This window comes from Vibrio sp. FE10, from assembly GCF_030297155.1.
GTDB lineage: Bacteria > Pseudomonadota > Gammaproteobacteria > Enterobacterales > Vibrionaceae > Vibrio > Vibrio apostichopi.
This window is the reverse complement of sequence record NZ_AP028068.1, coordinates 1,064,950-1,088,766: the sequence shown is the minus strand read 5'-3', so window position 1 is coordinate 1,088,766 and position 23,817 is coordinate 1,064,950. Positions and strand designations below refer to the sequence as shown.

The 23,817-nt window shown below is 45.2% G+C and carries 19 protein-coding genes; 9 read left to right on the top strand and 10 right to left on the bottom strand.

Going from position 1 to position 23,817, the window contains the following annotated elements; all coding sequences use genetic code 11:
• Positions 1-6: 6 nt before the first annotated feature.
• Positions 7-1,578, bottom strand: a complete 1,572-nt coding sequence (gene malF, locus QUF19_RS21835; protein WP_286298971.1) for a maltose ABC transporter permease MalF — start codon at positions 1,576-1,578, stop codon at positions 7-9.
• A 78-nt stretch (positions 1,579-1,656) separates the two neighbouring features.
• Positions 1,657-2,841 (bottom strand): maltose/maltodextrin ABC transporter substrate-binding protein MalE, encoded by a 1,185-nt coding sequence (gene malE, locus QUF19_RS21830; RefSeq protein ID WP_286298968.1) that lies wholly within the window; start codon positions 2,839-2,841, stop codon positions 1,657-1,659.
• A gap of 666 nt (positions 2,842-3,507) precedes the next feature.
• Here malE and malK point away from each other — a divergent pair.
• Positions 3,508-4,620 carry a maltose/maltodextrin ABC transporter ATP-binding protein MalK gene (malK, locus tag QUF19_RS21825; protein ID WP_102438287.1) on the top strand — a complete coding sequence of 371 codons (1,113 nt, stop codon included), beginning with the start codon at positions 3,508-3,510 and terminating at the stop codon, positions 4,618-4,620.
• Positions 4,621-4,860: 240 nt separating this feature from the next.
• Here malK and QUF19_RS21820 read toward each other — a convergent pair whose 3' ends face one another.
• The 3 genes from QUF19_RS21820 to QUF19_RS21810 form a co-directional block, all read right to left on the bottom strand.
• On the bottom strand, positions 4,861-5,061 hold the full coding sequence (locus QUF19_RS21820; protein ID WP_004732016.1) for a restriction endonuclease subunit S domain-containing protein: 201 nt from the start codon (positions 5,059-5,061) through the stop codon (positions 4,861-4,863).
• Between the two features lie 224 nt (positions 5,062-5,285).
• Entirely contained in the window at positions 5,286-7,202 is a 1,917-nt protein-coding gene (locus QUF19_RS21815) for a methyl-accepting chemotaxis protein (protein WP_286298942.1), read from the bottom strand.
• 241 nt (positions 7,203-7,443) lie between these two features.
• On the bottom strand, positions 7,444-8,127 hold the full coding sequence (locus tag QUF19_RS21810; RefSeq protein WP_286298941.1) for a Crp/Fnr family transcriptional regulator: 684 nt from the start codon (positions 8,125-8,127) through the stop codon (positions 7,444-7,446).
• Positions 8,128-8,299: 172 nt separating this feature from the next.
• Here QUF19_RS21810 and QUF19_RS21805 point away from each other — a divergent pair, with 172 nt between their 5' ends.
• The 8 genes from QUF19_RS21805 (at position 8,300) to QUF19_RS21770 (ending at position 17,616) form a co-directional block, all read left to right on the top strand.
• Positions 8,300-9,676: a hypothetical protein gene (locus tag QUF19_RS21805; protein WP_286298940.1), complete on the top strand. Its 1,377-nt coding sequence runs from the start codon at positions 8,300-8,302 to the stop codon at positions 9,674-9,676.
• A 112-nt stretch (positions 9,677-9,788) separates the two neighbouring features.
• Positions 9,789-10,448: a hypothetical protein gene (locus QUF19_RS21800; RefSeq protein WP_286298939.1), complete on the top strand. Its 660-nt coding sequence runs from the start codon at positions 9,789-9,791 to the stop codon at positions 10,446-10,448.
• 165 nt (positions 10,449-10,613) lie between these two features.
• Positions 10,614-11,570 (top strand): AAA family ATPase, encoded by a 957-nt coding sequence (locus tag QUF19_RS21795; RefSeq protein WP_017084836.1) that lies wholly within the window; start codon positions 10,614-10,616, stop codon positions 11,568-11,570.
• 10 nt (positions 11,571-11,580) lie between these two features.
• Positions 11,581-12,507 (top strand): DUF58 domain-containing protein, encoded by a 927-nt coding sequence (locus tag QUF19_RS21790; RefSeq protein ID WP_286298937.1) that lies wholly within the window; start codon positions 11,581-11,583, stop codon positions 12,505-12,507.
• Positions 12,504-12,989 (top strand): DUF4381 domain-containing protein, encoded by a 486-nt coding sequence (locus tag QUF19_RS21785; protein WP_286298936.1) that lies wholly within the window; start codon positions 12,504-12,506, stop codon positions 12,987-12,989. Before QUF19_RS21790 ends, QUF19_RS21785 begins: the two co-directional genes overlap by 4 nt.
• On the top strand, positions 12,982-13,989 hold the full coding sequence (locus tag QUF19_RS21780) for a vWA domain-containing protein (protein WP_286298934.1): 1,008 nt from the start codon (positions 12,982-12,984) through the stop codon (positions 13,987-13,989). Before QUF19_RS21785 ends, QUF19_RS21780 begins: the two co-directional genes overlap by 8 nt.
• Positions 13,982-15,931 carry a VWA domain-containing protein gene (locus tag QUF19_RS21775; protein ID WP_286298933.1) on the top strand — a complete coding sequence of 650 codons (1,950 nt, stop codon included), beginning with the start codon at positions 13,982-13,984 and terminating at the stop codon, positions 15,929-15,931. The genes QUF19_RS21780 and QUF19_RS21775 overlap by 8 nt, the downstream gene beginning before the upstream one ends.
• Positions 15,932-15,933: 2 nt before the next feature.
• On the top strand, positions 15,934-17,616 hold the full coding sequence (locus QUF19_RS21770; protein WP_286298932.1) for a BatD family protein: 1,683 nt from the start codon (positions 15,934-15,936) through the stop codon (positions 17,614-17,616).
• A gap of 137 nt (positions 17,617-17,753) precedes the next feature.
• Here QUF19_RS21770 and QUF19_RS21765 read toward each other — a convergent pair whose 3' ends face one another.
• The 5 genes from QUF19_RS21765 to QUF19_RS21745 form a co-directional block, all read right to left on the bottom strand.
• A complete protein-coding gene (locus QUF19_RS21765; RefSeq protein WP_286303267.1) occupies positions 17,754-19,898 on the bottom strand; it encodes a sensor domain-containing diguanylate cyclase in 2,145 nt (714 codons plus the stop codon).
• A 334-nt stretch (positions 19,899-20,232) separates the two neighbouring features.
• The gene (gene pstB, locus QUF19_RS21760) at positions 20,233-20,982 is read right to left on the bottom strand and encodes a phosphate ABC transporter ATP-binding protein PstB (RefSeq protein ID WP_004732036.1); all 750 of its coding nucleotides are present in this window, start codon (positions 20,980-20,982) and stop codon (positions 20,233-20,235) included.
• A gap of 90 nt (positions 20,983-21,072) precedes the next feature.
• The gene (pstA, locus tag QUF19_RS21755; RefSeq protein ID WP_102438304.1) at positions 21,073-21,936 is read right to left on the bottom strand and encodes a phosphate ABC transporter permease PstA; all 864 of its coding nucleotides are present in this window, start codon (positions 21,934-21,936) and stop codon (positions 21,073-21,075) included.
• Positions 21,937-21,951: 15 nt separating this feature from the next.
• Positions 21,952-22,881: a phosphate ABC transporter permease subunit PstC gene (gene pstC, locus QUF19_RS21750; RefSeq protein ID WP_004732040.1), complete on the bottom strand. Its 930-nt coding sequence runs from the start codon at positions 22,879-22,881 to the stop codon at positions 21,952-21,954.
• A 111-nt stretch (positions 22,882-22,992) separates the two neighbouring features.
• On the bottom strand, positions 22,993-23,814 hold the full coding sequence (locus QUF19_RS21745) for a phosphate ABC transporter substrate-binding protein (protein ID WP_017108956.1): 822 nt from the start codon (positions 23,812-23,814) through the stop codon (positions 22,993-22,995).
• Positions 23,815-23,817 lie beyond the last annotated feature (3 nt).

Genomic DNA, 23,817 nt, shown 5'->3' with positions numbered 1-23,817 from the left:
TGCTCCTTAATCTTGAGTCAGTTTAGTAAAACGAAGGTTGAGTAATGCTAGAGCACCAACCAATAGGAAAATAAGCGTTGCGATAGCACTTGCTAGACCAAAGTCTTGACCGCCGCCGCCTTCGAATGCGATTCGGTAGGTGTAGCTTACAAGCAAGTCTGTGTAACCCGCTGGCTCTGAGGTGCCAATCATGTTCGGGCCACCATTCGTCAATAGTTGAATCATTACAAAGTTATTGAAGTTAAAGGCAAATGCTGCAATCAATAGCGGTGTTAGTGGCTTAATCATCAATGGGAACGTAATACGTTTGAAATTGTGAATAAAGTTCGCACCATCAATAGCTGACGCTTCATACAAATCTTCAGGAATCGCTTTAAGCAGACCCATACATAGAATCATCATGTAAGGGAAGCCTAGCCATGTGTTTACAATCAATACCATGCTTTTCGCTAAGATAGGATCAGAGAACCAGTTTGGACTTAAACCAAAGATGCTTTCTAACACCATGTTTATTTCACCGAAGCTTTGGTTAAATAAACCTTTAAAAATCAGGATTGAGATAAATGCAGGTACTGCGTAAGGCAAGATAAGCAAGACACGGTAAACAGCTCTGCCTTTTAGCTCTTCCCACTGCACGATGTTCGCCAGAATTAAGCCAATTGCCAACGTAAATGCAACGGTAAGGATGGAGAACACCACGGTCCAAATAAAGATGCTAATAAAAGGCTCTTTGATACCGTCATCTTTCCATACACGCTCAAAGTTATGAGTACCAATTTCGACAACAAATCCCGGAGAGATGGTGTTACCGATAAATGCGCCGTTTTCATCCACAGGCTGATAGAAGCCCACTTCCATATTTGGCTTAAGTGTTTCACCTGACTCATTGTTGTATAAAGTCTCGCCATCGGATTGCATCGTATAAAGCGGAGCAACAGCAGCAAACTTACGTAAGCCACTCATGCGAATATCATCACCATTTGGCAGGTGGAAATCTACACCACTAATCGCAGAACGGTTTTGGATGATCGCTTTGATCTTCTCTTTCTCACCTTGTGCAGACTCAACCATAGACAGATCCATTTCTGTTGCAGTCATACCTTCAAGAGAAAATACGTCAGTTGCTAACAGCTGGTTACCATCTTTAACCACGATCTGGTGACCGTTATCTGTCTTGTACAAAGTAAATGGGTAGCTTTCACCGCTTTGAAAAGAGCGGTCTAAAAGGACGGTTTGAGTGCGCTCAAGAGAAAGTTGGTTTTTTGCGCTGTAGTTAGTGAACGCAAGTCCAACGGTATATGCCAACGGGAAGAGAATGAACAAGATCATTCCGGCAATACCTGGATAAATATAACGGTGGGCGTAAGTTTTCTTACTACCAAAAATGTAAAGAGCCAAAGCCGTTAAGATCACTGTAAGCAGCGCAAATGCGAGCTCACCGCGAGAATACATTAAAATTGTAGCGTAGCCGTTAATTAAGCCAACGCTACCAAGCAACCCCCATTTGATGAAGACGCTTTTACTGCCTAGAAGGCTTGATGGTGCCGGGATCGCATCTGAACCTTGAACTGACTGCATAGAGGAACCTGCTAACGAGATATAAAAATAGAAAAGTAAGGAGAGGTTGCCCCCTCCTTAAAAGGTAATGCTTTATTATTACTTAGTCATACGAGCTTCAGCAGCATCGAGTGCTTGGTCAACAGATTGACGACCATCAACTACGTTGCCGATTGCTTCTTCCATGCTGTACCAGAACGTTGTGAACTGAGGGATGTTAGGCATGATTTCGCCGTTCATCGCGTTGTCCATTGTTGCTGCAATGCGAGTGTCGCTGTCTAGTTGACGTTGGAAAGAGTTAAGAGCAACAGCGCCCAGTGGCTTGTCGTCATTCAGGCTCTTCATACCTTCGTCAGTTAATAGGTAGTTTTCCATGAACTCAACAGCTAGGTCGCGGTTTGGAGAAGCAGTGCTGATACCACCAGCCCATACACCAACGAAAGGTTTAGACGCTTTACCGTTGAACTTAGGAAGCGTTGTTACGCCGTAGTCAACGCCAGCTTTCTCGATGTTTGCCCAGCCCCAAGGACCGTTGATTGTCATTGCAACGTTACCTGCAACGAATTCAGACTCAGCAACTGAGTAATCCATGTCCGCAGAGATAACTTTGTCTTGTACCATTTTCTCGATGAAACCTAGAGACTTCTGAACACCTTCAGCCGCTACGCCCGCATCTTTAATGTCGTAACCTTCAGCAGTTTGTTTGAATGCGTAACCGCCGTCAGCTGCAAGTAGAGGCCATGTGAAGTAAGCGCCGCCACGTAGAGGCCACATGATCGCTTTCTTACCGTCTTTTTGAAGCTCAGCGTTAAGTGCTGGGATTTCTTCCCAAGACTTAGGAGGGTTAGGAACAAGTGCTTTGTTGTAGATAAGAGAAACTGACTCAACCGCTACTGGGTAAGCGATTGTTTTACCTTCGTAAGAAACAGCGTCCCATGCGAAGTCTACGATACCTTCTTTAGTTTCCTTAGAAGGTTTGATATCAGCAAGAAGACCCGCTTCTGCAAAACCACCAAAACGATCGTGTGCGTAGAAAATCATGTCTGGGCCATCGCCAGCCGCTGCAACTTGAGAGAACTTCTCTTCTAGTTTGTCAGGAAAGGCTACTGTTACTTTAACACCAGTATCTTCTTCAAAGCGTTTACCTACTTCAGCCATTCCTTCGTAAGCTTTGTCGCCACCAACCCAAATAGTTAGTTGACCTTCTTCGATAGCAGCGTTTGCACCAAAAGAACCCAAAGCAACGATTGTGCCTAGAGCTACAGCGCTTAGAGCGTTTTTCATGTCAATATCCTTTTTATATTTATACGTAGGGCGCATTCAATTAAGACGAGCCAGTTTTCGGAGGTTATGATCTGAGAAAACGGGCTTCAGCTCATCATCCTAGCCACTACGCCCCAGCTATTATGGCTTAATTTCGTGATCGCCATCCGGTCAGATTAGAGACCAAAATCACAAAATGCATATTCATCGTGATCAACATCACTGTTGAGGCGTGTATTTATTTGAACTGGATCGCCTATTACCAATAACCCCATTAACCTACTCCTCCCCTCCTACTCCCCCTCGTTAAATTTTCATTGGGAGGATGTACGATTGCGCCAATTCACCGAAACTGCATCCATCCAAGAATGGATAGTAAGAACCCTTTACCAGCGAATGTTATGCGTTGACGCATTGTTCATTTAGTTGGCTTCACTGCCCGCTGTTGTCTTTATAAAGCATCGAGCTAAATCTGTGATTGAATCACGGGGGAGATTTAGCTGGATGTGGGGGAAATAGGCACCAGTTTGGCTATGACGGGTGGGCTTGGTTAAAGAATCCAAGTCTCACCCACTTTTTTTCTTACTCATTCAGTACTTACCAATTCCTACAGTTACTGCTGACCCAAAAATTTCTTATAATGATAAGCAGTAAAACTTAAAATTTGATCGATCGAGGACTAGCTAGATGGCGAGTGTCACGTTAAAAAACGTTTATAAATCATATGGTGATGTACAGATTTCTAAGGACGTAACCTTAGACATCAACGAAGGTGAGTTCGTAGTATTCGTTGGACCATCAGGTTGTGGTAAATCGACGCTATTACGCTGTATCGCAGGTCTAGAAGACATTACGTCTGGTGATTTGTACATTGGCGACCAACGCATGAATGACGTTGAGCCTTCAAAGCGTGGCGTAGGTATGGTATTCCAATCTTACGCGCTTTACCCTCACCTTAACCTTTACGACAACATGTCTTTTGGCCTAAAGCTAGCGAACGCTGACAAAGCTGAAATTGATAAGCGTGTTGAGCATGCTGCAGAAATCCTTCAGCTTGGTCACCTTCTAGAGCGTCAACCTAAAGCATTGTCTGGTGGTCAACGTCAGCGTGTTGCGATTGGTCGTACTCTGGTTTCTCAACCAAATGTATTCCTACTTGATGAGCCACTATCTAACCTAGATGCTGCGCTGCGTGTTCAAATGCGTTCGCAAATCACTAAGCTACAGCGTCAACTTGGTTGCACCATGATCTACGTTACCCACGACCAAGTGGAAGCGATGACAATGGCCGATAAGATTGTTGTTCTTGATGGTGGTTACGTATCTCAAGTCGGTAAACCGCTTGATCTTTACCACTACCCTCAAAACCGTTTCGTTGCTGGCTTTATTGGCTCACCGAAGATGAACTTTATGTCGGTTCACATCGAGCAAGCTGAAGCAGAACGCGTCTTGGTACAACTTTCTAACGGCATGACCTTCTGGATCCCAGTAGATGGTACCACTGTCAATGCTGGTGACCGTATGTCTCTGGGTGTTCGTCCTGAACACTTGTTATCTGCTGAAACAGGTGACGCGACGATTGAAGCTGAAGTGATGATGGTAGAGAAACTAGGTAACGAGACACAAGTTTACCTAAACCTTGAAAGTGCCGATGCTGATGTTATCTACCGTCAACCAGACACGTTGACGATTGAATCTGGTGACAAGCTGGCGATTGGTATCCCTGCACACCGTTGTCACTTGTTCCACAGCGATGGTCGCGCATGTCGTCGCTTGTACAAAGAGTACGGTACAGATTAATCGGTTCGCCTTTTAAGATATAACTTGCCCATATCGAATCCCTCTTACCTTGTAAGGGGGATTTTTTATTCTGTAAGCTTTACTCGCTTAGCTCCGCTCTCATTCATCTTCATCTTCATCTTCATCTTCATCTTCATCTTTTAACGACTAGCAATAAAAAAGGCCTAGCGGATGCTAGACCTTTATCTATTTGAGCTAAAAGCCACCCTATCTAACGATATAGGTTGGCCCAGCAGAAACTTAGTGGATTGGCGTATCACTTGTTTTGTTGAACTGGCCAAAATGCTTTTCTAACACTTCAGGTGTTAGTTTGCCTTCCGCTTCTAGTCGCTTAAACTCAGCAACGATCGCTTTTTGCTCTTCAATTGATGGCAGTTTTACTTCTGGCTCATCGCCCATCTCTTGAGTCATCTGCTCTAGTTCTTTTTCAAAATCGCTCATGATACTTACCTAAATATTAAACCTAATCAGATTTTACTCATTTACGCCCTGTGATGCTAGAGCGATTAAGTGCAAAGCCCGAAACCAGATCAAGCTAAGGTCAGTTAGAAGAAAACAAGCCCGTAAATAAAAAGAGCTGGATTCACGATTAAATGAATCCAGCTCTTCGTCTATGTCCCTTTCTAAGCCATGCTATAGCTTAGAGGAATTAAAGCTTAAAGAGATTAAAGCTTAAATGAACCAACCATCTTATCCAGACGTGAAGAAAGGTCTCGAAGCTCTTGGCTCGCTTCAGCAAGCTGCTCAGCCGTGCCCGTTGTCACTTCATTGATTGCGTTAATCTCTTCAATGTTCTGGTTGATGGTGTGAACTACGGTTGATTGCTCTTCCGTTGCCGTTGCCACTTGAGTGTTACGGTCAGTGATATCAACGATACGACCTGAGATGCCACCCAGCACGTCTACCGCTTCATCCGATGCCGATACGCCCTCAAGTGTAATCACTTTACCGGCACTCATTGCCGTTACCGCATCTTTCGCATCGCTTTGCAGTTGGTTGATCATCTTCTGAATCTCTTCCGTTGAATCTGCTGTACGACTTGCAAGGTTACGAACTTCATCGGCTACCACGGCAAAGCCACGGCCTTGCTCACCGGCACGTGCAGCTTCAATCGCTGCGTTCAATGCGAGCAAGTTGGTTTGCTCTGAAATATCACGGATAACACCCAAAATAGAACCGATATCTTGAGTTGTTGAAGCAAGCTGTTCAACCACTTGACCCGTGCTTTCGATATCTTGTGCTAAACGACTGATCGCGTCTTTTGCTTTGTTTACCACAGAACGACCCACTTCCGTATTACCTGAAGCTTGCGTGGCTGTTTCTGCTGCTGTCGCCGCGTTTGATGCAATCTCACTGATGGTCATACCCATTTGGTTGATTGCAGCCACCACTTGAAGGGTTTGGTCACGTTGCTCTTGGCTGTTGTCGTGGGTGATGTGTGCTTTGTTAGAAACACTTTCCGCCGCTACCTGAAGCGCTTGGCTTGTCGAGCATACTTCTTTCATCGACTCGTGAATCTTCTCAATGAATCCGTTAAAGCCCTTAGAAAGCTGTGCGATTTCATCGTTGCCTTTTACTTCAATACGCTGCGCAAGATCGCCATCGCCCTCGCCAAGGTCACCGAATCGTTTAGCCAGAAGTTTAATTGGCTGAGTAATGCTGTTTGCTAGCACTACGCCCATTAGGATAAACACCAAAGCCACAACCGCCGTCATGATCAGCATCTTTTGCGCAGTCGCATCAAGCTCAGCAAACACTTCATCGGTTGGAACCACACCAATAACGAACCAGTCCATTGATGACACATAAAGACTCGCGACAAATAGCTCTTGTCCTTGGCTTTCAGTGGTGATCAGGTTGAAGCCCGACTTGTTCAATAGCTGGCTTGATTGAGGGCCGTAAAGTTGTTGTAGTGAAGAGTCACTTCGAGAACGCTCACGGTGAATTTGTACATCACCTTGACTATCAGTCAGAAATACAAAGCCAGTATTTTCAATCTTGAAACCGTTAAGCAGGTTAACCATGTCATCCATCGACTTTGATAGACCTGACATCGCCAAACCAGAAGGCTGTTGGTAGTTAGCGAACATTTTCACTTCGCCATTGGCTTCTTGGAACATGCTCACCATGGTTGGCTGACCTGACTGAATAAAGCCAAAGAACCAACCGTCTTGTTGTTGGTTTAGTTGACGCAAGAAACCATCTTGGTTCCAGTAGAAAGCCGTTTGACGGTTCGCTACTGAAGCATCGTTCAACTGATATTGATTACGCACGTTGTTCAGTTGTTTAACAAGTTTGTTTTCTAATTCAGCATCACGATCGGTCGATTCGATAGCATCAGAAATGAATTCATTTGACGCAATTTGCTCCGCCGCTAACAACAGTTGAGAGACTTCACGGTCAATTTCACCATTGATTCGCTCAAGCATCCCAGGAAGCTCAATATCAACCAATCGATGACTCAATACATCTCTTGCTTGTTGTTGCGCCATCGCACCGACAATGACTGTAGAAGCAAGAACCGCAAAAGTAATTCCAAGTACAACCTTTTGCTTAATACTCAGAGAGTTAGTTTTCAACATATTTGGACCTTTAAAAAGAATCGCTCGTTATTTGTGTACCCTGAACAGGACTTTTTTAGTGCACTCCAATCAGAAATGCACAATCTGAGTGATGTATCGGCCAAAACCAATAAAACTAGATAGGATTATCGCAAAAATTTGCAAATATGATGTAACAACTCAATCATTTTCTCTTGGAATAAAGATTAACAAGGTCAATGTCATTACCTTCTTAGCATTCGCTTGAGTTATTTAATGATCTTTAACACGCTAACCCTTCAGCTATGAAGGCATTAAGTTTGTCCTCATTGAGGATATCAATGCGTCGATAGCCAATCTCAATCATGCCTTCTTTCGCTAATTGCTGCAGAGAACGACTGAGTGTTTGACGGGTACACCGAGACAGATGCGCCAACTTATCTTGAGTATATAAGATCGAATTGAGTTCGTTCGGCACCCCATTTAAACGACTGACTAATAAGAGTAACTTAGCGACCCGAAATTCATTTTTTAACAGCACGGACTCCGTCGTCCACTCCATTAAAAGTCGAAAACGAAAGCTGATTTCACGAATCGCAATTTTGTAGAGCCCCGGATAACGATCGGCAATATCTCTCATTTTTGTCACCGGAATAGCCACGACAATCGCATCAGGAGAAGAATAGAAATTATGGTTGGTCGGTTGATCATCAAAGCACCCTATCCACGTCAGCCAACTGTTTGGACCTAATATTGCAATGCACGCCTCATCACCACTTTCACTGTAACTCATCAGTTCAATATGGCCCTTAACCACGAGACGCATGGTATCAACCGAGGTATAGGCTGAATTCAGTAATGTCGGAATTTTATAGGTTTCTATTCTAGCAGCTTGGATAATTTCTTCGATCGCGCCCTGATCAAGCCGCGATAAGGTTGGATCCTCTGTTAATACTCGAACCAGCATTGATTGCAGCTCTTCCCGACTCATCGAGTGAACGACACTAGAATGTAAGATTTTACACATTGTTCTCAACTCGCCCCTGATAGATTGTTAATTAATTGTTACAGACAAATTAACAATTAATCAAACAGAAATATTAGGAAACACCACAAGGTCGTGAAAAGAGGATTTAAGAATGCAAATGCCATCCGCAACCACATTGAGCCGTTGGCTCAGTAAAGGCTCAATCGCAACAGTTTTAATCACATGTGCCAGTTGGAGTACAGTGTCTGCCGCCAATGATCAGTTTGAAGGTATTCCAGGAGAAAGAACATGTTTCTTCCGTTTAGGTCCAGTATCTGCAGACCCATTCATCAACGTTGCGTATCCCGACGCTGCAGTGAAATATTGGGGAGCGACGTTTACCGTTCCTGATGATGCAAAGCTCAGGTTAGAAGGGCAATTTCCCCATTCACGTTACATGTCATTGATTAGCTATGATGACCATGGAAGGCCGTTACAATCGTTACCCGATTATATGATCAAACCCAACCAAAGCAGCGTGAACCCTTTCAGAGAAGGGAATCAGCGCGACAGTGTGTTAAGAAGTTATCAAGTAAAGATACTCGACTCTCAACCTAAAACTGATTACACCGCAGGCCAAGTGCGTGACGGCCTTGAGATGGATGAGCTACATGCGCCGAGATCGCTGGCAAATCAACAAACTCTGATCTATCGGATCTATGCAAAAGACGAAAACAGCGATGGGACCGGAGATGCGTCGCTACCCGAGCCAGTGCTAACTCTAGCGTCTGGCAAAGAGCTCAGAGGCCAAGAGGCTTGTGATGCAATGAATAGTGCACAACCACTCAAAGCCAAGATCAATGCTTTGGGAATCCCAGTCGATAAGTACCGAGAGCTGGTGTCACAACCTAACAAACCCGTTGGTTTTCCTGCAACCAATCCCTCGACCTGGCACATTCAACTCGACCGAGAAAGCTTGTTAGGCATCTACACAGGGAAAATCAATCCTGAAGCTAGACGTAGCACGGGTGGCTTCTACCCAAATCTTGATAACAACTACATTAGAACCGTCGTCAATCGCAAACATGGCCCTGTCTACGTACTAAGAGCGAAAGCACCTGTCACGCCAAAAACCATTGATGGTGATAAAGAAATGACCGCCGGCGAACTTCGTTATTGGTCAGTCTGTTCTAACCAAGGGTTTGCTGTGACGAAAGTGAACGACTGCCTTCACGATGAAAATATTCCCGTCGATAAAGATGGTTATTACACCGTCGTGGTGAGCCGTGCCGCCGATAGACCACGTAATGCCTTTGCACAATGTGGCGTCGGTTGGCTTCCAATGTCAGACAATGGAGATGGCATTATTGATGAAGATGCATCAATTGTGCAAATTCGACATATGCTCGCTTCACCGAAATTCACGCATGCTATCCAGAACATCCCGCAGGACAAAGATATTGCTCCAGTGATGGGGGAATACTACCCAAGGACCTTCTACACAACGACCAACAAGTTCGAGCTCATGCTCCCTTGCATGGAAGGCTAATCCTAGCCTGATATCTATGAAATGGCAGGTTCCCCGCCTGCCATCTATGACCGAATACCATCAATTTTCTGAGGTTGCCATGCTACTCAAACTACTATCATTGCTGTCGCTCATGTCTTTTCTTATAACGGCACAAGCAGCGCAAACAGAAGAACTAGAATTAGAACCAGAGCTAGAACAAATAGAAGATCTAGACGATCCTACCGCGCTAAGCTCATTTCTGGGAATACGAACAGGAACCAATGGATATGGTGCCATCGCACAATTCGGATTCAACAGCCCCGACAGTGCATTTGGTCACAACAGCTTCATTCAATTTAAAGACGATTTTGAAACCGTACATCTACGTCACTTTTCTATCTATAAACAAAGTGGGACGGGATTATTTGTCGATATGCAGCGCAACAATGCCAATGCGATTCCCGTTAACCGAGCTTCTGTTGGCGCCATCCAGATAATTCCTATCTCAGATAAACTTAGGATTAACCCAGCCCTTCTATATGGCGAAACGTGGACAGACGATAAGCAAGCTCAAAAGGCGCTGTTTCCAGATACATCGATCGTCACCTTGTATACCTTTATTCGCTGGCAAGTCGCCGACGACTGGTTCGTCAACTTGGTACCCCAATATACCTACAGCGTTAATGGACGAAAAATTCGTTTATTTGAGCTCGTCACTCAAGTGGGTCACAACATTACAAAAGAAACGAGCATGGCGATAAATACCGATGAAGACGACAACTTTTGGTTAACACTAAAACACGCCTTTTAAGTCTGACTATGGTAAAACCGTTGAGCTTAACGTTACTTTGGCTAAACACTTGTAAATCATTCCATTTTTGGAAAAATAAATTACGTAGATGTACTGGAACTTTTTCCTATTAATAAGTGACCAATACTCAAAATAAGAATCAAATGGCCCCCAGAGAGTCCAAAAATGCATAAAAATAACTTCGAAATCCTTCAAAACTACTTAGAGTCTCAAATCATTGGTCAGCAAGAGCTCGTAAAGCAACTGATGATCGCCTTATTGGCAGATGGTCACATCCTAGTTGAAGGGCCTCCCGGGTTGGCAAAAACCCGCGCCGTCAAGTCGCTGGCTGACTGTGTCGAGGGAGATTTTCATCGTATTCAGTTCACTCCCGATCTATTGCCTGCCGACCTAACTGGTACCGATATTTTCCGTCCAGAAACCGGAGAGTTCACCTTCCAATCTGGACCTATTTTTAACTCGCTTATTCTAGCGGATGAGATCAACCGTGCTCCAGCGAAAGTACAAGCCGCGATGTTAGAAGCGATGGCCGAGAAACAGGTAACCGCAGGTCGAAAAACCTATGCTCTACCTGATCTGTTTTTGGTGATGGCAACGCAAAACCCGATTGAACAAGAAGGTACTTACCCGCTACCAGAAGCTCAGTTAGACCGTTTCTTGCTGCATTTAGAAGTCGCTTATCCAGACATGGAAAGTGAGCTTGAGATCTTGCGCCTAAACAGAGGCGAAGCTCAAGGCAACCAACCTGTTCAACCAGAGCCTATCTCTCAACAAACTATCTTCGAAGCTCGCCAAGAAGTGCTCAACATTCACATGGCAGATACCATCGAGCAGTACATTATTCGACTGGTTATGGCGACTCGCCAACCTAAGCAATACAGCGACCAACTTGATCAATGGTTAGACATGGGTGTTAGCCCTCGTGCAACCATTGCGTTAGACCGTTGTGCCCGCGCTCACGCTTGGCTTGCAGGACGAGATTACGTCACGCCACAAGATGTTCAAGCGATGGCATTCCCTGTACTACGCCACCGCCTACTGCGTAGCTACCACGCACAAGCCGAAGGGGTCACTGCAAACCAAGTGATCGCTCACCTTATCTCGTTGGTTGGTAGCGCATAGGGATACGCGCATGAATAATCAATTACCCAACCATAGTGACGGTGTCACGTTAAATCTGGACGAACTGCTGCAATACAAGGCGCAGTCTGTTCGCTGGTTGCCTCCAGCGAAGAGCCTTTGGTCTCAGCTTAACGGTCAACACGAGAGCAATCGCAAAGGTCGCGGGATGAATTTCTCTGAGGTTCGTCAATATCAGGCGGGTGACGATATCCGCAGCATTGATTGGCGTGTCACGGCGAGAACAGGCAAGGCGCATACCAAACTGTTTTCTGAAGAAAGAGAACAGCCTGTGATTTTGTTCTTAGATCTATCGAGCAGTATGATTTTCGGCTCAACCTTGTTGCTTAAATCGGTTCAACTCGCGCACTTTGCCAGCCAACTTTGCTGGTTAACCGTTGCTCAAAAGGATCGTATTGGCGCAGTGATAGATACTGGCCAAGAGATCATTGAGATTAAACCAAGTGCTAGCAACCATGCTCCGCTGCGTATTTTACAAAAAGTCATAGAAATCAATAACGCAGCGCTGACCAACCAAGACAATCACAGCGACACAACCTTGGAGCATGGGCTGAAGTCTCTTCATCAGCTTTGCCCGAAAGGCAGCGATATCATTATGCTCAGTGATTTTGTCCGTTATAACGAAAGTAATTACTCACTTATCAATCAAATACGTCGACATAATCGAGTTCGCTTGGTGCATTTTTACGACCCGTTGGAGCAAGGTGAAACTACCTACAAAGGATCTAAACAGGTGACCGATGGCGACAAAACTCAGTGGTTCAACTTCTCTTCTAATAAAGAAAAGGAAAAGCTTAACCAAGCGTTTTCATTAAAGAAGCAGCAGTTGCAGAAACTTAGTTTATCTCTCGCGATACCTTATAGCTCTCTGTCTAGTGCGCAGTCACTAATGAGCCAGATATCAGGATCTCAGTCATGAATCAGTCCTTAGATTTAAGCCCAGTCATTGCACCAGATGCACCATCATGGTGGCCTTTGGCATGGGGTTGGTGGGCTGTGATTATTACGGCTATTGCTCTGATCGCCTTAGTGTTTTTCATTGTAAAACGCAGACAAAAGAACCAACACGCGAAGAACGAAGCACTTGCTTGCTTGCGTAGTAGTCAGCCTTCAAATGCTTTGTCTCCGAGTGCAGCTCAAGACATCCTTCGTCAAGCAGCGCTGAGCTATTTCCCACGCGAAAAAGTAGCAGGCTTGTCTGGTGATGATTGGTTGGAGTTCTTAGATGCGCAATTGGCAAAACCGTTGTTCGCCGCAAAAAAATCGCAATGGCAACAAGCGCTCTACCAAGATTCAGCTTTAATAAACGACGAGCAGAAAAAGGCTCAGCAGCAATTGGTTAATGACTGCGAAACCTGGCTTCGTAAAGCCCTTCCTCCAAAGCGAGGTCGTTATGAGTGATTTTCTAAGCTCTATGTTTCTAAGCAAGAGCATAATAAACATCGAGTTCGTTTGGTGGTGGATGTTTATCCTAGTACCACTGCCGCTCCTTGTTTACCTATTGTCACCAAAATCAGAATCAAGCAGCGCGCTAAGGCTTCCGTTTTTGCCCGAGGACAGCAATACCAAAACGCCAAGCAGTCGCTTACCCAAAGCCTTATCGGTCATCATCTGGCTTTTATTGGTAACGGCGATGGCACGTCCAGTTTGGTACGGCGAACCAGTTGAGTTTCAACCAAAACACCGAGACTTAATGTTGGTTGTCGACCTCTCCTACTCGATGAGCCAAGAAGACATGCAGTTCAATGGCGAGTACATCGATCGCTTATCGGCAGTGAAACATGTATTGAGTGACTTTATTGAGCGACGAAAAGGCGACCGAGTTGGATTGGTGTTATTTGCTGATCACGCCTACTTGCAGACGCCACTGACTTTAGACAGAGACACGCTCTCACAACAGCTCAATCAGGCAGTGCTAAAGCTGATTGGTACTCAAACTGCGATCGGTGATGGTATCGGCCTTGCCACCAAAACCTTTGTCGACAGTGACGCCCCTCAGCGTGTGATGATCCTACTTAGTGACGGCAGCAATACCGCGGGCGTATTAGATCCACTAGAAGCTGCGGATATTGCTAAGAAGTACAACGCGACGATCTATACCGTAGGTGTCGGTGCGGGCGAAATGATGGTCAAAGAGTTCTTCATGACTCGTAAGGTCAATACTGCTCAAGACTTAGATGAACGCACGCTAATGGAAATCGCCAAGCGCACTGGCGGTCAATACTTCCGAGCGCGAGACAGCAAAGAACTGGCAACTATTTACGACACCATCAATCAGTTAGAACCCGTGACAAACGCCACTAAGATATGGCGACCGCAACAAGAGTGGTTCGTATGGCCACTGTCTGCGGCAATGTTCTTCGCATTTATGCTGTTAGCCATTAGGAGAAACAATGTCTAACTTTACTTTTATCTACCCATATTGGTTCTTGGCTCTTGCCGCGCTGCCCGCTATTTGGTGGCTTAGCAAAAGACAATCGAAGCAAGGGTTATTGGCGTCACATATCGCCCGCTACTTGGCTCCTGAATCGAGCAAGCCATCGAAAAACCGCAGTACTTACTTTGGTATTTGGTGGATAGTCGGTGTCATCGCGTTGACTGGACCAAGCTTTGAAAAAAATGAACAGCCGAGCTTTGAAAAAACGCAGGCGCGAGTTGTGATCATGGATATGTCGATGTCTATGTATGCCACCGATATTAAACCGAACCGTTTAACACAGGCGCGATACAAGGCTTTGGATCTGCTCTCATTATGGCAAGAAGGCTTAACTGGCATGGTGGCCTACGCAGGTGATGCTTACACCATTAGTCCTTTGACGTCAGACATCAATACCATCAAGAACCTAGTCCCTAATCTCTCTCCGGATATCATGCCCTTCCAAGGCGGTGATGCTGCGTCAGCAGTCAAACTCGCGATTGAGATGATGACTCGTGCTCATATCTATCAAGGCGATCTGGTACTGATTGGCGATGATATCGATGCTCAAGAGAAGAAAGAGATCGAATCGCTACTCTCTGGCAGCAATTGGACATTATCAGTATTGGCTGTAGGCACGGAAAGTGGCGCACCGATCTCTCTACCAAGTGGGTCGATGCTGCAAACAGATTCAGGGCAAACCGTGGTTGCGAAAACTAACTTAAACAATATGCGCGACCTGACTCGTCGCTCTGGTGGCACATTCACCGAGGTGCAATTTAATAACTCAGATGTTGAGCACATCGCAAGTTATCTCGACCGAGTTGCGACAACATCAGAAGTCACCAAGACCAATAACTCACTCAACACCAGAGTGAACAACGGTTTCTGGTTATTGCCGTTTCTGTTACTTCCTGCCCTTGGGCTATTCCGAAAAGGGGTCATTTGGTGTGGCCTAGCTGTGCTTGTATCGTTTAGCCAGCCGAATACTGCGTTTGCAAATCCTTGGAAAACCGATGACCAAGTGGGTTATCAGTTGTATCAAGATGAGGACTTTCAACAAGCCGCAGAGCAGTTCGAGCAACAAGAATGGAAAGGCATTGCGCAATACAAAGCCGGTGATTTCGAAGCAGCCGAACAGACGCTGCAAGGTCTTTCTGGAGAAGATGCTCGCTACAATCTCGCCAATGCACAAGCAAAGCAAGGCAAGTACGACCAAGCGATAAAAGAGTATCAACGTATTCTCGAAAGCAACCCTGAACACGCTTATGCGAAGAAGAACCTAGAGGTTGTCGAACAGGCTCAGAAGCAACAGCAACAGCAACAGCAACAGCAACAGCAACAGCAACAGCAACAGCAACAGCAACAGCAACAGCAACAGCAAGGCGATTCTGACTCCAAAGACCAAAACGAACAAGACCAGCAAGGTCAGCAAGGTCAGCAAGGTCAGCAAAATGATTCTTCGCAAAGCTCGCAGGATCAACAACAAAGCTCTGCTGACAATGGCAAGTCGCAAAGTCAAAGCGGCAGCCAAGATCAAAGCAACAAACAAGATCAAAGTGAAAGCCAAGCTCAAAATACTGACCAAAGCCAAGCTGATAGCCGCTCTGATTCCAAGGCGGATGAAGAAAACGACAAGCAAGCTGAGCAACAAAACAAAGCGGGTCAAGCAGATGAGCCGTCACAAGATAAAGACGACTCAGCATCTCAGACTGCTCAAGCACAAAAGGCTGCGAAGAAAGACAGTGATAACAGCGCTCAACAAGCCGAAGCGCAAGTATCAGGTCAACCGATGTCGAGCGATCCTGATATGCGAAAACTTGAGCAAGTAGAAAGCGCTCGTGATCCGAGCCAACTGCTTAAAGCGCAAATGATTCTACAAGCACGACAAAAAAGTGCTCCTAACAACCAAAACAAAAAGTGGTAACCATGCGATTTTTAAACAAGCCATTTTTATCAATACTACTGACACTGCTAATCGGTGTTTTCTCGTCACATTCTGTATTCGCAGCGAACGCTGTTGCGAGTGTTTCGCAAAACAGTGTTACCAAAGATGAAGTCTTCCTACTTAGAGTGGCGACCGATGAAAAAGTATCGTCCGGTGCTTTAGATCTATCCCCCCTTCAGAAGGATTTCTACGTCAGCACCCCAAGATTTGGGTCGTCAATGCGAATCGTCAATGGCAGCCGCACTGTGTCTAGCGAATGGAATATTACCCTTGCCCCACTTCGATTAGGCCAATTCGATATTCCTAGCTTTGATATTGAAGGCGCAAAAACCCAACCGATCACCATCAACGTTTCGGTTAATAAAGCCGCTCCAAAGCAGAGTGATATGGCCGAGTTTCAACTTAATCTGAGTAAAGACTCGCTGTACCCTCAAGAAGTCGCGGAGCTTGATGTAAAACTCATCATTAAGGCTGATCCGAGAAGACTTCAAGATCCTAAAATTGCGCCACCAAGTTCAGCGCAATTAGACGTGGAACCAGTTGGAGAGTCTAAGCAATTTCAAGATGTTATCAACGGACAAGAAGTTACGGTTGTTCAGCAATCTTTCCATATATCGTCACAGCAAGCAGGACAATTCCAGCTTCAAGGGCCAAAGTTAACTGGTGCTGTTGTTTACTCAACCAACAACTCAAGCACAACGCGCCTTTTCCAGCTCGACACGCCTGTTGAAACCTTAGATGTCACAGTGAAACCTGTACCACAAGGCTATCAAGGTGAGTGGTTACCAACATCGAACTTCAAATTGATTCAGAAATGGTCAGATAGCCAAGGCAACAAGCTGACAGATAGCAATGCTTTAAGTGACGACAAGCAAAAAATTGAAATGGAAGCGGGTGATTCGTTAACTCGAACCATCACAATGACAGCCAGCAACTTGACCCAACACCAGTTACCAAAACTGAACATCACCTACCCTAAATCGGTGCGTGTTTATGAAGAAAAACCGCAATTTGGCACTACCCAATCCGGTAATGCTATCGTGGTGTATAAGCAGGTTCTAATCCCTAAGGAATCTGGAAGCATCTCTCTGCCTGATGTTTCTCAAACTTGGTTTAACACCGATTCGCAATCACAAGAGACCAGTAAAGCTCTTGGGCTTGAGTTGTCGGTCCAGGCAAGTGACCGCGCGATATCAAGCACGCCGCCTCCTGTGATAGAAACACCCACCAAACAAGCCAGCCCGACGATTGTTACCGTTGATAACCCTGGAATATGGCCTTACCTAACCGCGCTGTTTGCTGCCTTGTGGTTAATCAGTTCTGCAGTTGCTTTCTACTTCTGGTCACGCCGCCATACAACAGTAAAACCAAAGCGCCAAGATGAACGTCAATCCGATACAGTAGAAGCGCTGATTACCGCGCTGAAAGCAAAAGATGGCGTGATGACAAGAACCTTGTTTGAGCAATGGAAAACAGAAAACTCAGACTTGAGTGGTGAGACGTTAGAAACCGTCGAGGCCGAGCTCACCAAGCTAAATCAGAGCCTCTATGCTGAAGCTGGCTCACCAAGTCAGTCATGGGATCCAGCTCTTGCCATCAAAGCGGTTAAGAAGCCAAAACGCATCTCGATCAAAGCACACAAGAGCACATTAGAAAGGCTTTAATTAACCGGCGTTCTAAGTAAGCAGAAAGCTAGTTAAGCAGGAAATATAAGTAAGCAAAAAAGAACGAAGCCGTGATGACCACATTGTGATCATCACGGCTTCATTCGTTTTTAAAAACAGAAAAAATAAATGCCACACTAAGTCAGTGGCGTCGCAACCTTTCTTCGCTTTAGAGCAGAGACAATTCGATTTCGCCCTGAGTCTTTGGCTTGATACAAAGCTTTGTCGGCCTTGCCATACAGCAGATCAAAATCGAATTGATGCTGGTCTGAGGTTATCGAGGCATAGCCGACAGATGCGGTTAAATACTGACTGGTGCTGCTTTCACAATGAAGGATCTTCGCCTCTTCAATGCATTTTCTGATCGACTCTGCACGCTGTTTCGTTTCAGAGTGATGAGTGCCGATCATCAACAACATAAACTCTTCACCACCAATACGACAGAAAGTTTCCTTATCGCTATGAACATGGGCATTCAGTATCTTGCCTATGGTGCGCAGAGCAGCGTCACCTTCCGTATGGCCATAAACGCTGTTGTACAAACCAAAGTGATCGAGGTCGACAAGGATCAATCCAAATGTGACCTCATGTTGTGTGGCAAACGCCCCTTGATCGTCACAATTTAGATCTTCTAACACCTGCGACAACATACGACGATTCCCAAGACGTGTCAGCGGGTCTAATTTAGAAATGATATCCAACTGCTCATTTGCTCGTTCAAGCTCTTGAGTGCGCTTACTGACCTCTTGTTCAAGGGTTTCATTGAGCTTTTTGAGCTCCTCTTGCGCCATGGTTCTCTGTAACACCTCAGCTAAACTAGAAGCGAAGATACGTATCACCTCACGGAGCTGTGAGGTTAAAGGGCTGCGAGTCAACAAGTTATCCGCAGCGATAAACGCAATGGGCTCACCCGTATTGGTGGTAAGCATTGTCATTGCCGTCCAACCGACTCCCACGATATTGAAATCGTGATAGATAGGCACGGACTCTTCAAAGGCGACTTGATTAGGACAGGCACGCGCTGCGGCGACAATGTCACGCTCCACCAGCTCTGAGCGGTAATAGGATTCATCGACAATGTCGCCTTTTATGTCCGTGCCCCACGTGCCTTGCATGTAACTGCAATTTTTATCTGTTAAAAAAACCGCTAATCGGTCTATCCCTAAGTGCTGGATAGCAAAGCTAACCGCAGATTTACAGACTTCGCTTACGCTATCGCAACGAGACAGTTCCACCATACTTGAGTGCAACATGCGGATGTTCTGTTCTTGGCGCTTGCGAATGTAGATCTGAGAGAGTAGAGAGCCAAAAGATTCAAGCATCTGCTTTTGATAATTGGTGATGGGTGAACGGTGAATGTAGTTATCCATCGCAATCCAGCCGACGGGTTTATCGCCTTCACGTAAGATAAGCATTCCATTCCATCCCTGCCCGACCACTTTTCCTTCGGTGTAGAGAGGGGCTTGCTCGATAACAATCAGGTTGGTGTGATTGTCAGACAAGGCCTCAATATATTCAGCTTCAAGCTGGTGTAAGTCATATTGAGTATGGTGCTCACTGTTGGTCTTACCGGACTCATCAGTGCCGTATGTCCCGCTAAAACAGCGCTTTTTCATATCCAATAGCATGAAGATCGCTCGGTCGAAACCTAGGCGGTCGCGCACCGCCTCAACCGAGGCTTTATACAAGGCATCCAAAGAGTCAGGATTGGAGAGCTCTAATGCCACCTGATGAACGAGTTTCATGTTCTCAACAAATAGCTCACGCAGCTTAATCTCATCTAGGTACTGTGCTTCACGCGTGTCGCGGTGTTTGATCTCCAGCGCAGCGTTCTTTTCTGCACGAATGCATTGCCAGCGCGCTGCTGCAAGTTGAAGGACATCAAGATCTTGGTCGAAGGTTTGGTTGATCTGCTCTGCATTGCAATTTTGAACAATTAAATAAGTTCTGCAGGTAGGCGCATTATCGATCATCATGATGAATGACTCACCACCTAATACCTTCATGTGTTCCCACTTACAGGTATTGATAGACATTGGGAGCACGCCATCTGCGGTATCGAATTGAGAAACCCATGGCCAAAACGTCGCAGGATAATTCGCCAGAGAGGTTAGCTCACCACAAGAAAATAAGGGTAACAAATCGCTTTCCGGTATCGGTTCTGCAAATATCCCCATCCCTTTTGGCGCGAGTACCTTAGCAAGGTAATCAAAAAGAAACTCTGCCAATAAACGGTGGTCGCGAGTAGCAGATATTTGTTTTGCAAAGGCTTTAACAGGCACGCTTCCGTCCATTGGCGATTAAGAGTGAAGCAAAAATACCGAAGCATTGATATGCAATCAATGTAACTAAAAATGAGATGTTAAGCGGGTCGCAATTTCAATTTTTACATTATCACAAGCATGAGAAGGACGACAAAAATGGGATTTTCTGCCCAAAATTTCATCGACATTAAGACTTTTTTAGAGACATAAAAAAGCCCCACCTAAAGTGGGGCAAAACTTCCATCGCTTATAGTTATAGTGATAATTCTGTCGATCTATTCGATTATCTAACCTGCGTTTCAGTTAGCGTACTGTCTTTAAAAAAAACCAAAGCAGCACTGAGTTAATCGAATTAACCAAAGTCACCGTTTACGTAACCTTTAGTACGATCATCTTTTGGTTCGCTGAAGATAACACTCGTTTCGTTGTGCTCTACAAGCTCTCCCATTAGGAAGAAAGCCGTGCGGTCTGAAATACGACGCGCTTGCTGCATTGAGTGCGTTACGATAACGATAGTGAAGTCTTTCTTCAGGTCTTCCATCAATTCTTCAATCTTGTGTGTCGCGATTGGATCGAGTGCAGATGTAGGCTCATCCATCAGGATTACATCCGGTTCCATTGCAATCGTACGAGCGATACATAGACGCTGTTGCTGACCACCAGACAAACCAAATGCGTGTGCTTTAAGACGGTCTTTCACTTCGTCCCAAAGTGCCGCACTGCGTAGTGAGCTTTCTACTACTTCATCAATGTGTTTCTTGTCTTTGATACCTTGAGCACGTAAGCCGTAAGCGACGTTCTCGTAGATGCTCATTGGGAATGGGTTTGGCTTTTGGAATACCATGCCTACGCGAATACGCAGGTCAGCCACATCAATGTTACCGTAGATGTTCGTGCCATCCATATCCAGCTTACCTTTAATAGTAACGCCTTCAATTAGGTCATTCATGCGGTTCAAACAACGTAGCAGTGTCGATTTACCACAACCAGATGGGCCAATCAGAGCTGTTACCTGACGCGTTGGAATTGGCAGGTTAATAGACTTAAGCGCTTGGTTGTCGCCGTAAAACAGATCTAGGTTCTCAATATCAAATTTGTTCATTTTCGTATTCTCTAAATTCTTAAATTCGTGTCTAACTTGATGCTTTCTTTATCACGGGGGCTCTTTTTATTGTTGAGCCAGCTAATAAGCTTAGTAAGTTGCCGTGTTGAAGCGTCTCGCAATCAGTTTTGTAACCATGTTGATCAAGAGAACCAATACGATTAGGACTGTTGCCGTGCCGTAGGCTTGGTTCCACTCATCGATAGTAAATAGCTCTGTTGTCAGCTTATATAGGTGAACCGTTAGTGTACGGCCAGAATCGAATACCGATTCAGGAACACGTGCCACCATACCTGCTGTTAAGAATACAGGTGCTGATTCGCCAATTACACGACCAATACTAAGAATGACCGAAGTTAAGATACCTGGCATTGCGCTTGGTAAGATCAAACGCCAGATAGTGTAGATTTTTGAAGCGCCAAGGCCGTATGAGCCTTCACGATAAGTTTGTGGTACTGACATCAATGCTTCTTCTGTAGTGCGAATGATTACAGGAAGAATAAGAATACTCAGCGTTAATGCACCCGACAAAATCGAGAAGCCAAGGCCAAGAATCGAAACAAAGAAGGTCATACCGAACAAACCAAAGATAATCGATGGAATACCCGCCAAAGATTCGGTACAGAAACGAATCACTTTAACCAGTTTACTGCCCACTTTTGCGTATTCAGTTAGGTATATTGCCGTCATGATGCCGAGTGGCGCTGCCACAGCAATTGATGCGATTACCATGTAGATCGTGGCGATGATCATTGGGAAAATACCACGTTCTTCACCGGTACGAGTGTAGTCGTCAGTGATGAAGTTCCAGTCTACGTATTGCAGGCCATTCGATAAGATGTACCAAATGATCCAGAATAAGAAACCAACGGTGACTGCTGCTGCCGCCCAGATAAAACCTTTCAAGATATTATCTTTCGTTTGACGTGCTTGTTTTAGTTTTACGCGATCCATATTACTAATCCTCGCCTACTTCGTTTTTTCACGATTAAGATAAAGCAGAGCACCATTTAACATCATGATGAATACCAGAAGCACAACGCCGGTTGCGTACAGTGCACTCGCGTGGATACCACTTGCGTAAGACATCTCAATAGCAATGTTTGCTGTTAGCGTACGAGCTGAGTCCAGAATGCCTTCTGGCATTGCTGGCGCGTTACCCATCACCATGATGATTGCCATCGTTTCGCCTAGAGCACGACCGATACCCAAAATCACACCAGTCATAATGCCTGAACGTGCAGCAGGAACGAGTAACTTAAAAATCGTGTAGATTTTCGAAGCACCCAGTGCAAGTGAGCCTTCTTTGTACGTACGAGGTACAGCGCGGATCGAAGTTTCAGAAACCGTAATAACGGTAGGAAGAATCATGATACCCAGAACAATGATACCCGCGAAGATAGTGTTACCCGCTGGTACTTGGAAAATGTTCTGAATCATTGGAACGATAATTACTAGACCGAAGAAGCCGTAGACTACCGACGGGATACCCGCTAGAAGCTCAACTGCTGGTCGAATAATATCGGCAAGACGCTTTGGAGCAATCTCAGCAATAAAAATAGCGGTTAATACACCAACTGGTACACCAACAACTACAGCTCCAAGTGTCGAAACAATCGATGCAACAATCATAGTTGCAACACCGAATAGAGCTGGCGGTAACCAATCCACACCCAGAACGATGCCAGAAACACCGGCCTCTTGGAATGCAGGGATACTCTCTGCAACGATAAAGTAAGCGATAACGGCTAGTGATACGATGCCGATTACAGCACTCGATAAGAACAAGCCGTGGAAGATTCTTTCTCTCCAGTCAATGCGCTTCTTAGCACGCAGACTCGGCTTATTGATTTGAGTCGCTTCAGTATTCATAAGCTTTTCACTATTTGCGATGGTCATATATAAAATCTCAAACTTTGTGGCTCAAAAAGAACTCGAAATAAACAAAGTTGAAAGAAAAGGCTCAGCCTAAAGCAGGCTGAGCAATAATTAAGATTGAGTCAGTTAAGATTAGTTAACTGTGATGTAGCCTTTCTTACCAGCGATAGCTTGAGCTTCGTCTGCAACCATCCAGTCTAGGAATTGTTGAGTTTCAGCTGTTGGAGCGCCTGCTTTGTAAAGAACTAGGAAAGGACGAGCAACTTTGTAAGAGCCGTTCTTAACGTTATCAACTGATGCTTCTGCGCCGTCGATAGTTAGAGCTTGAACTGTGTTGTCAACTGTACCTAGAGAGATAAAGCCGATAGCGTATGGGTTGCTAGCTACAGAAACTTTAAGTGCGCCGTTACCGTTTGCAACTTGTGCACGTTGAGAGATAGCCGATACTTTCTTATCGCCAATCTTCTTCTTAAGTTTCATGATGTCTTCGAATGCACCACGTGTACCAGATGCAGTATCACGAGTGATTGCTACGATTGGCTTGTCAGCACCACCAACATCTTTCCAGTTAGTGATGTCGCCTTTGTAGATTGAAGTGATTTGCTCAGCTGTAAGAGCAGATACTTCGTTATTTGGGTTAACAACAACTGCGATACCGTCACGAGCGATAACTAGCTCTTTCAGGTCAGCTGTTTTCTCTTCTTCTTTTAGGTCACGAGAAGAGATACCAAGGTCAGCACTTCCATTTTTTGCTGCTTTGATGCCTGCAGAAGAACCTGGTGCTTGAATTTCGATGAACACTGGTTCACCTTTATTCATGTAGGTTTCTGCAAAAACTTCAACCAGTGGAGAAGCACTGTTAGAGCCAACTACAGAGATAGTTTCTTTAGCTGAAGCTGTATTCACTGTTAGAGCGCCTAGTAGTGCGATTGCACCGATAACTGTCTTTTTCATCAC

Coding starts and splice junctions, on each gene's coding strand:
- malF (WP_286298971.1), bottom strand. CDS start 1,578: ATGCAGTCAGTTCAAGGTTCAGATGCGATCCCGGCACCATCAAGCCTT.
- malE (WP_286298968.1), bottom strand. CDS start 2,841: ATGAAAAACGCTCTAAGCGCTGTAGCTCTAGGCACAATCGTTGCTTTG.
- malK (WP_102438287.1), top strand. CDS start 3,508: ATGGCGAGTGTCACGTTAAAAAACGTTTATAAATCATATGGTGATGTA.
- QUF19_RS21820 (WP_004732016.1), bottom strand. CDS start 5,061: ATGAGCGATTTTGAAAAAGAACTAGAGCAGATGACTCAAGAGATGGGC.
- QUF19_RS21815 (WP_286298942.1), bottom strand. CDS start 7,202: ATGTTGAAAACTAACTCTCTGAGTATTAAGCAAAAGGTTGTACTTGGA.
- QUF19_RS21810 (WP_286298941.1), bottom strand. CDS start 8,127: ATGCTGGTTCGAGTATTAACAGAGGATCCAACCTTATCGCGGCTTGAT.
- QUF19_RS21805 (WP_286298940.1), top strand. CDS start 8,300: ATGCAAATGCCATCCGCAACCACATTGAGCCGTTGGCTCAGTAAAGGC.
- QUF19_RS21800 (WP_286298939.1), top strand. CDS start 9,789: ATGTCTTTTCTTATAACGGCACAAGCAGCGCAAACAGAAGAACTAGAA.
- QUF19_RS21795 (WP_017084836.1), top strand. CDS start 10,614: ATGCATAAAAATAACTTCGAAATCCTTCAAAACTACTTAGAGTCTCAA.
- QUF19_RS21790 (WP_286298937.1), top strand. CDS start 11,581: ATGAATAATCAATTACCCAACCATAGTGACGGTGTCACGTTAAATCTG.
- QUF19_RS21785 (WP_286298936.1), top strand. CDS start 12,504: ATGAATCAGTCCTTAGATTTAAGCCCAGTCATTGCACCAGATGCACCA.
- QUF19_RS21780 (WP_286298934.1), top strand. CDS start 12,982: ATGAGTGATTTTCTAAGCTCTATGTTTCTAAGCAAGAGCATAATAAAC.
- QUF19_RS21775 (WP_286298933.1), top strand. CDS start 13,982: ATGTCTAACTTTACTTTTATCTACCCATATTGGTTCTTGGCTCTTGCC.
- QUF19_RS21770 (WP_286298932.1), top strand. CDS start 15,934: ATGCGATTTTTAAACAAGCCATTTTTATCAATACTACTGACACTGCTA.
- pstB (WP_004732036.1), bottom strand. CDS start 20,982: ATGAACAAATTTGATATTGAGAACCTAGATCTGTTTTACGGCGACAAC.
- pstA (WP_102438304.1), bottom strand. CDS start 21,936: ATGGATCGCGTAAAACTAAAACAAGCACGTCAAACGAAAGATAATATC.
- pstC (WP_004732040.1), bottom strand. CDS start 22,881: ATGACCATCGCAAATAGTGAAAAGCTTATGAATACTGAAGCGACTCAA.
- QUF19_RS21745 (WP_017108956.1), bottom strand. CDS start 23,814: ATGAAAAAGACAGTTATCGGTGCAATCGCACTACTAGGCGCTCTAACA.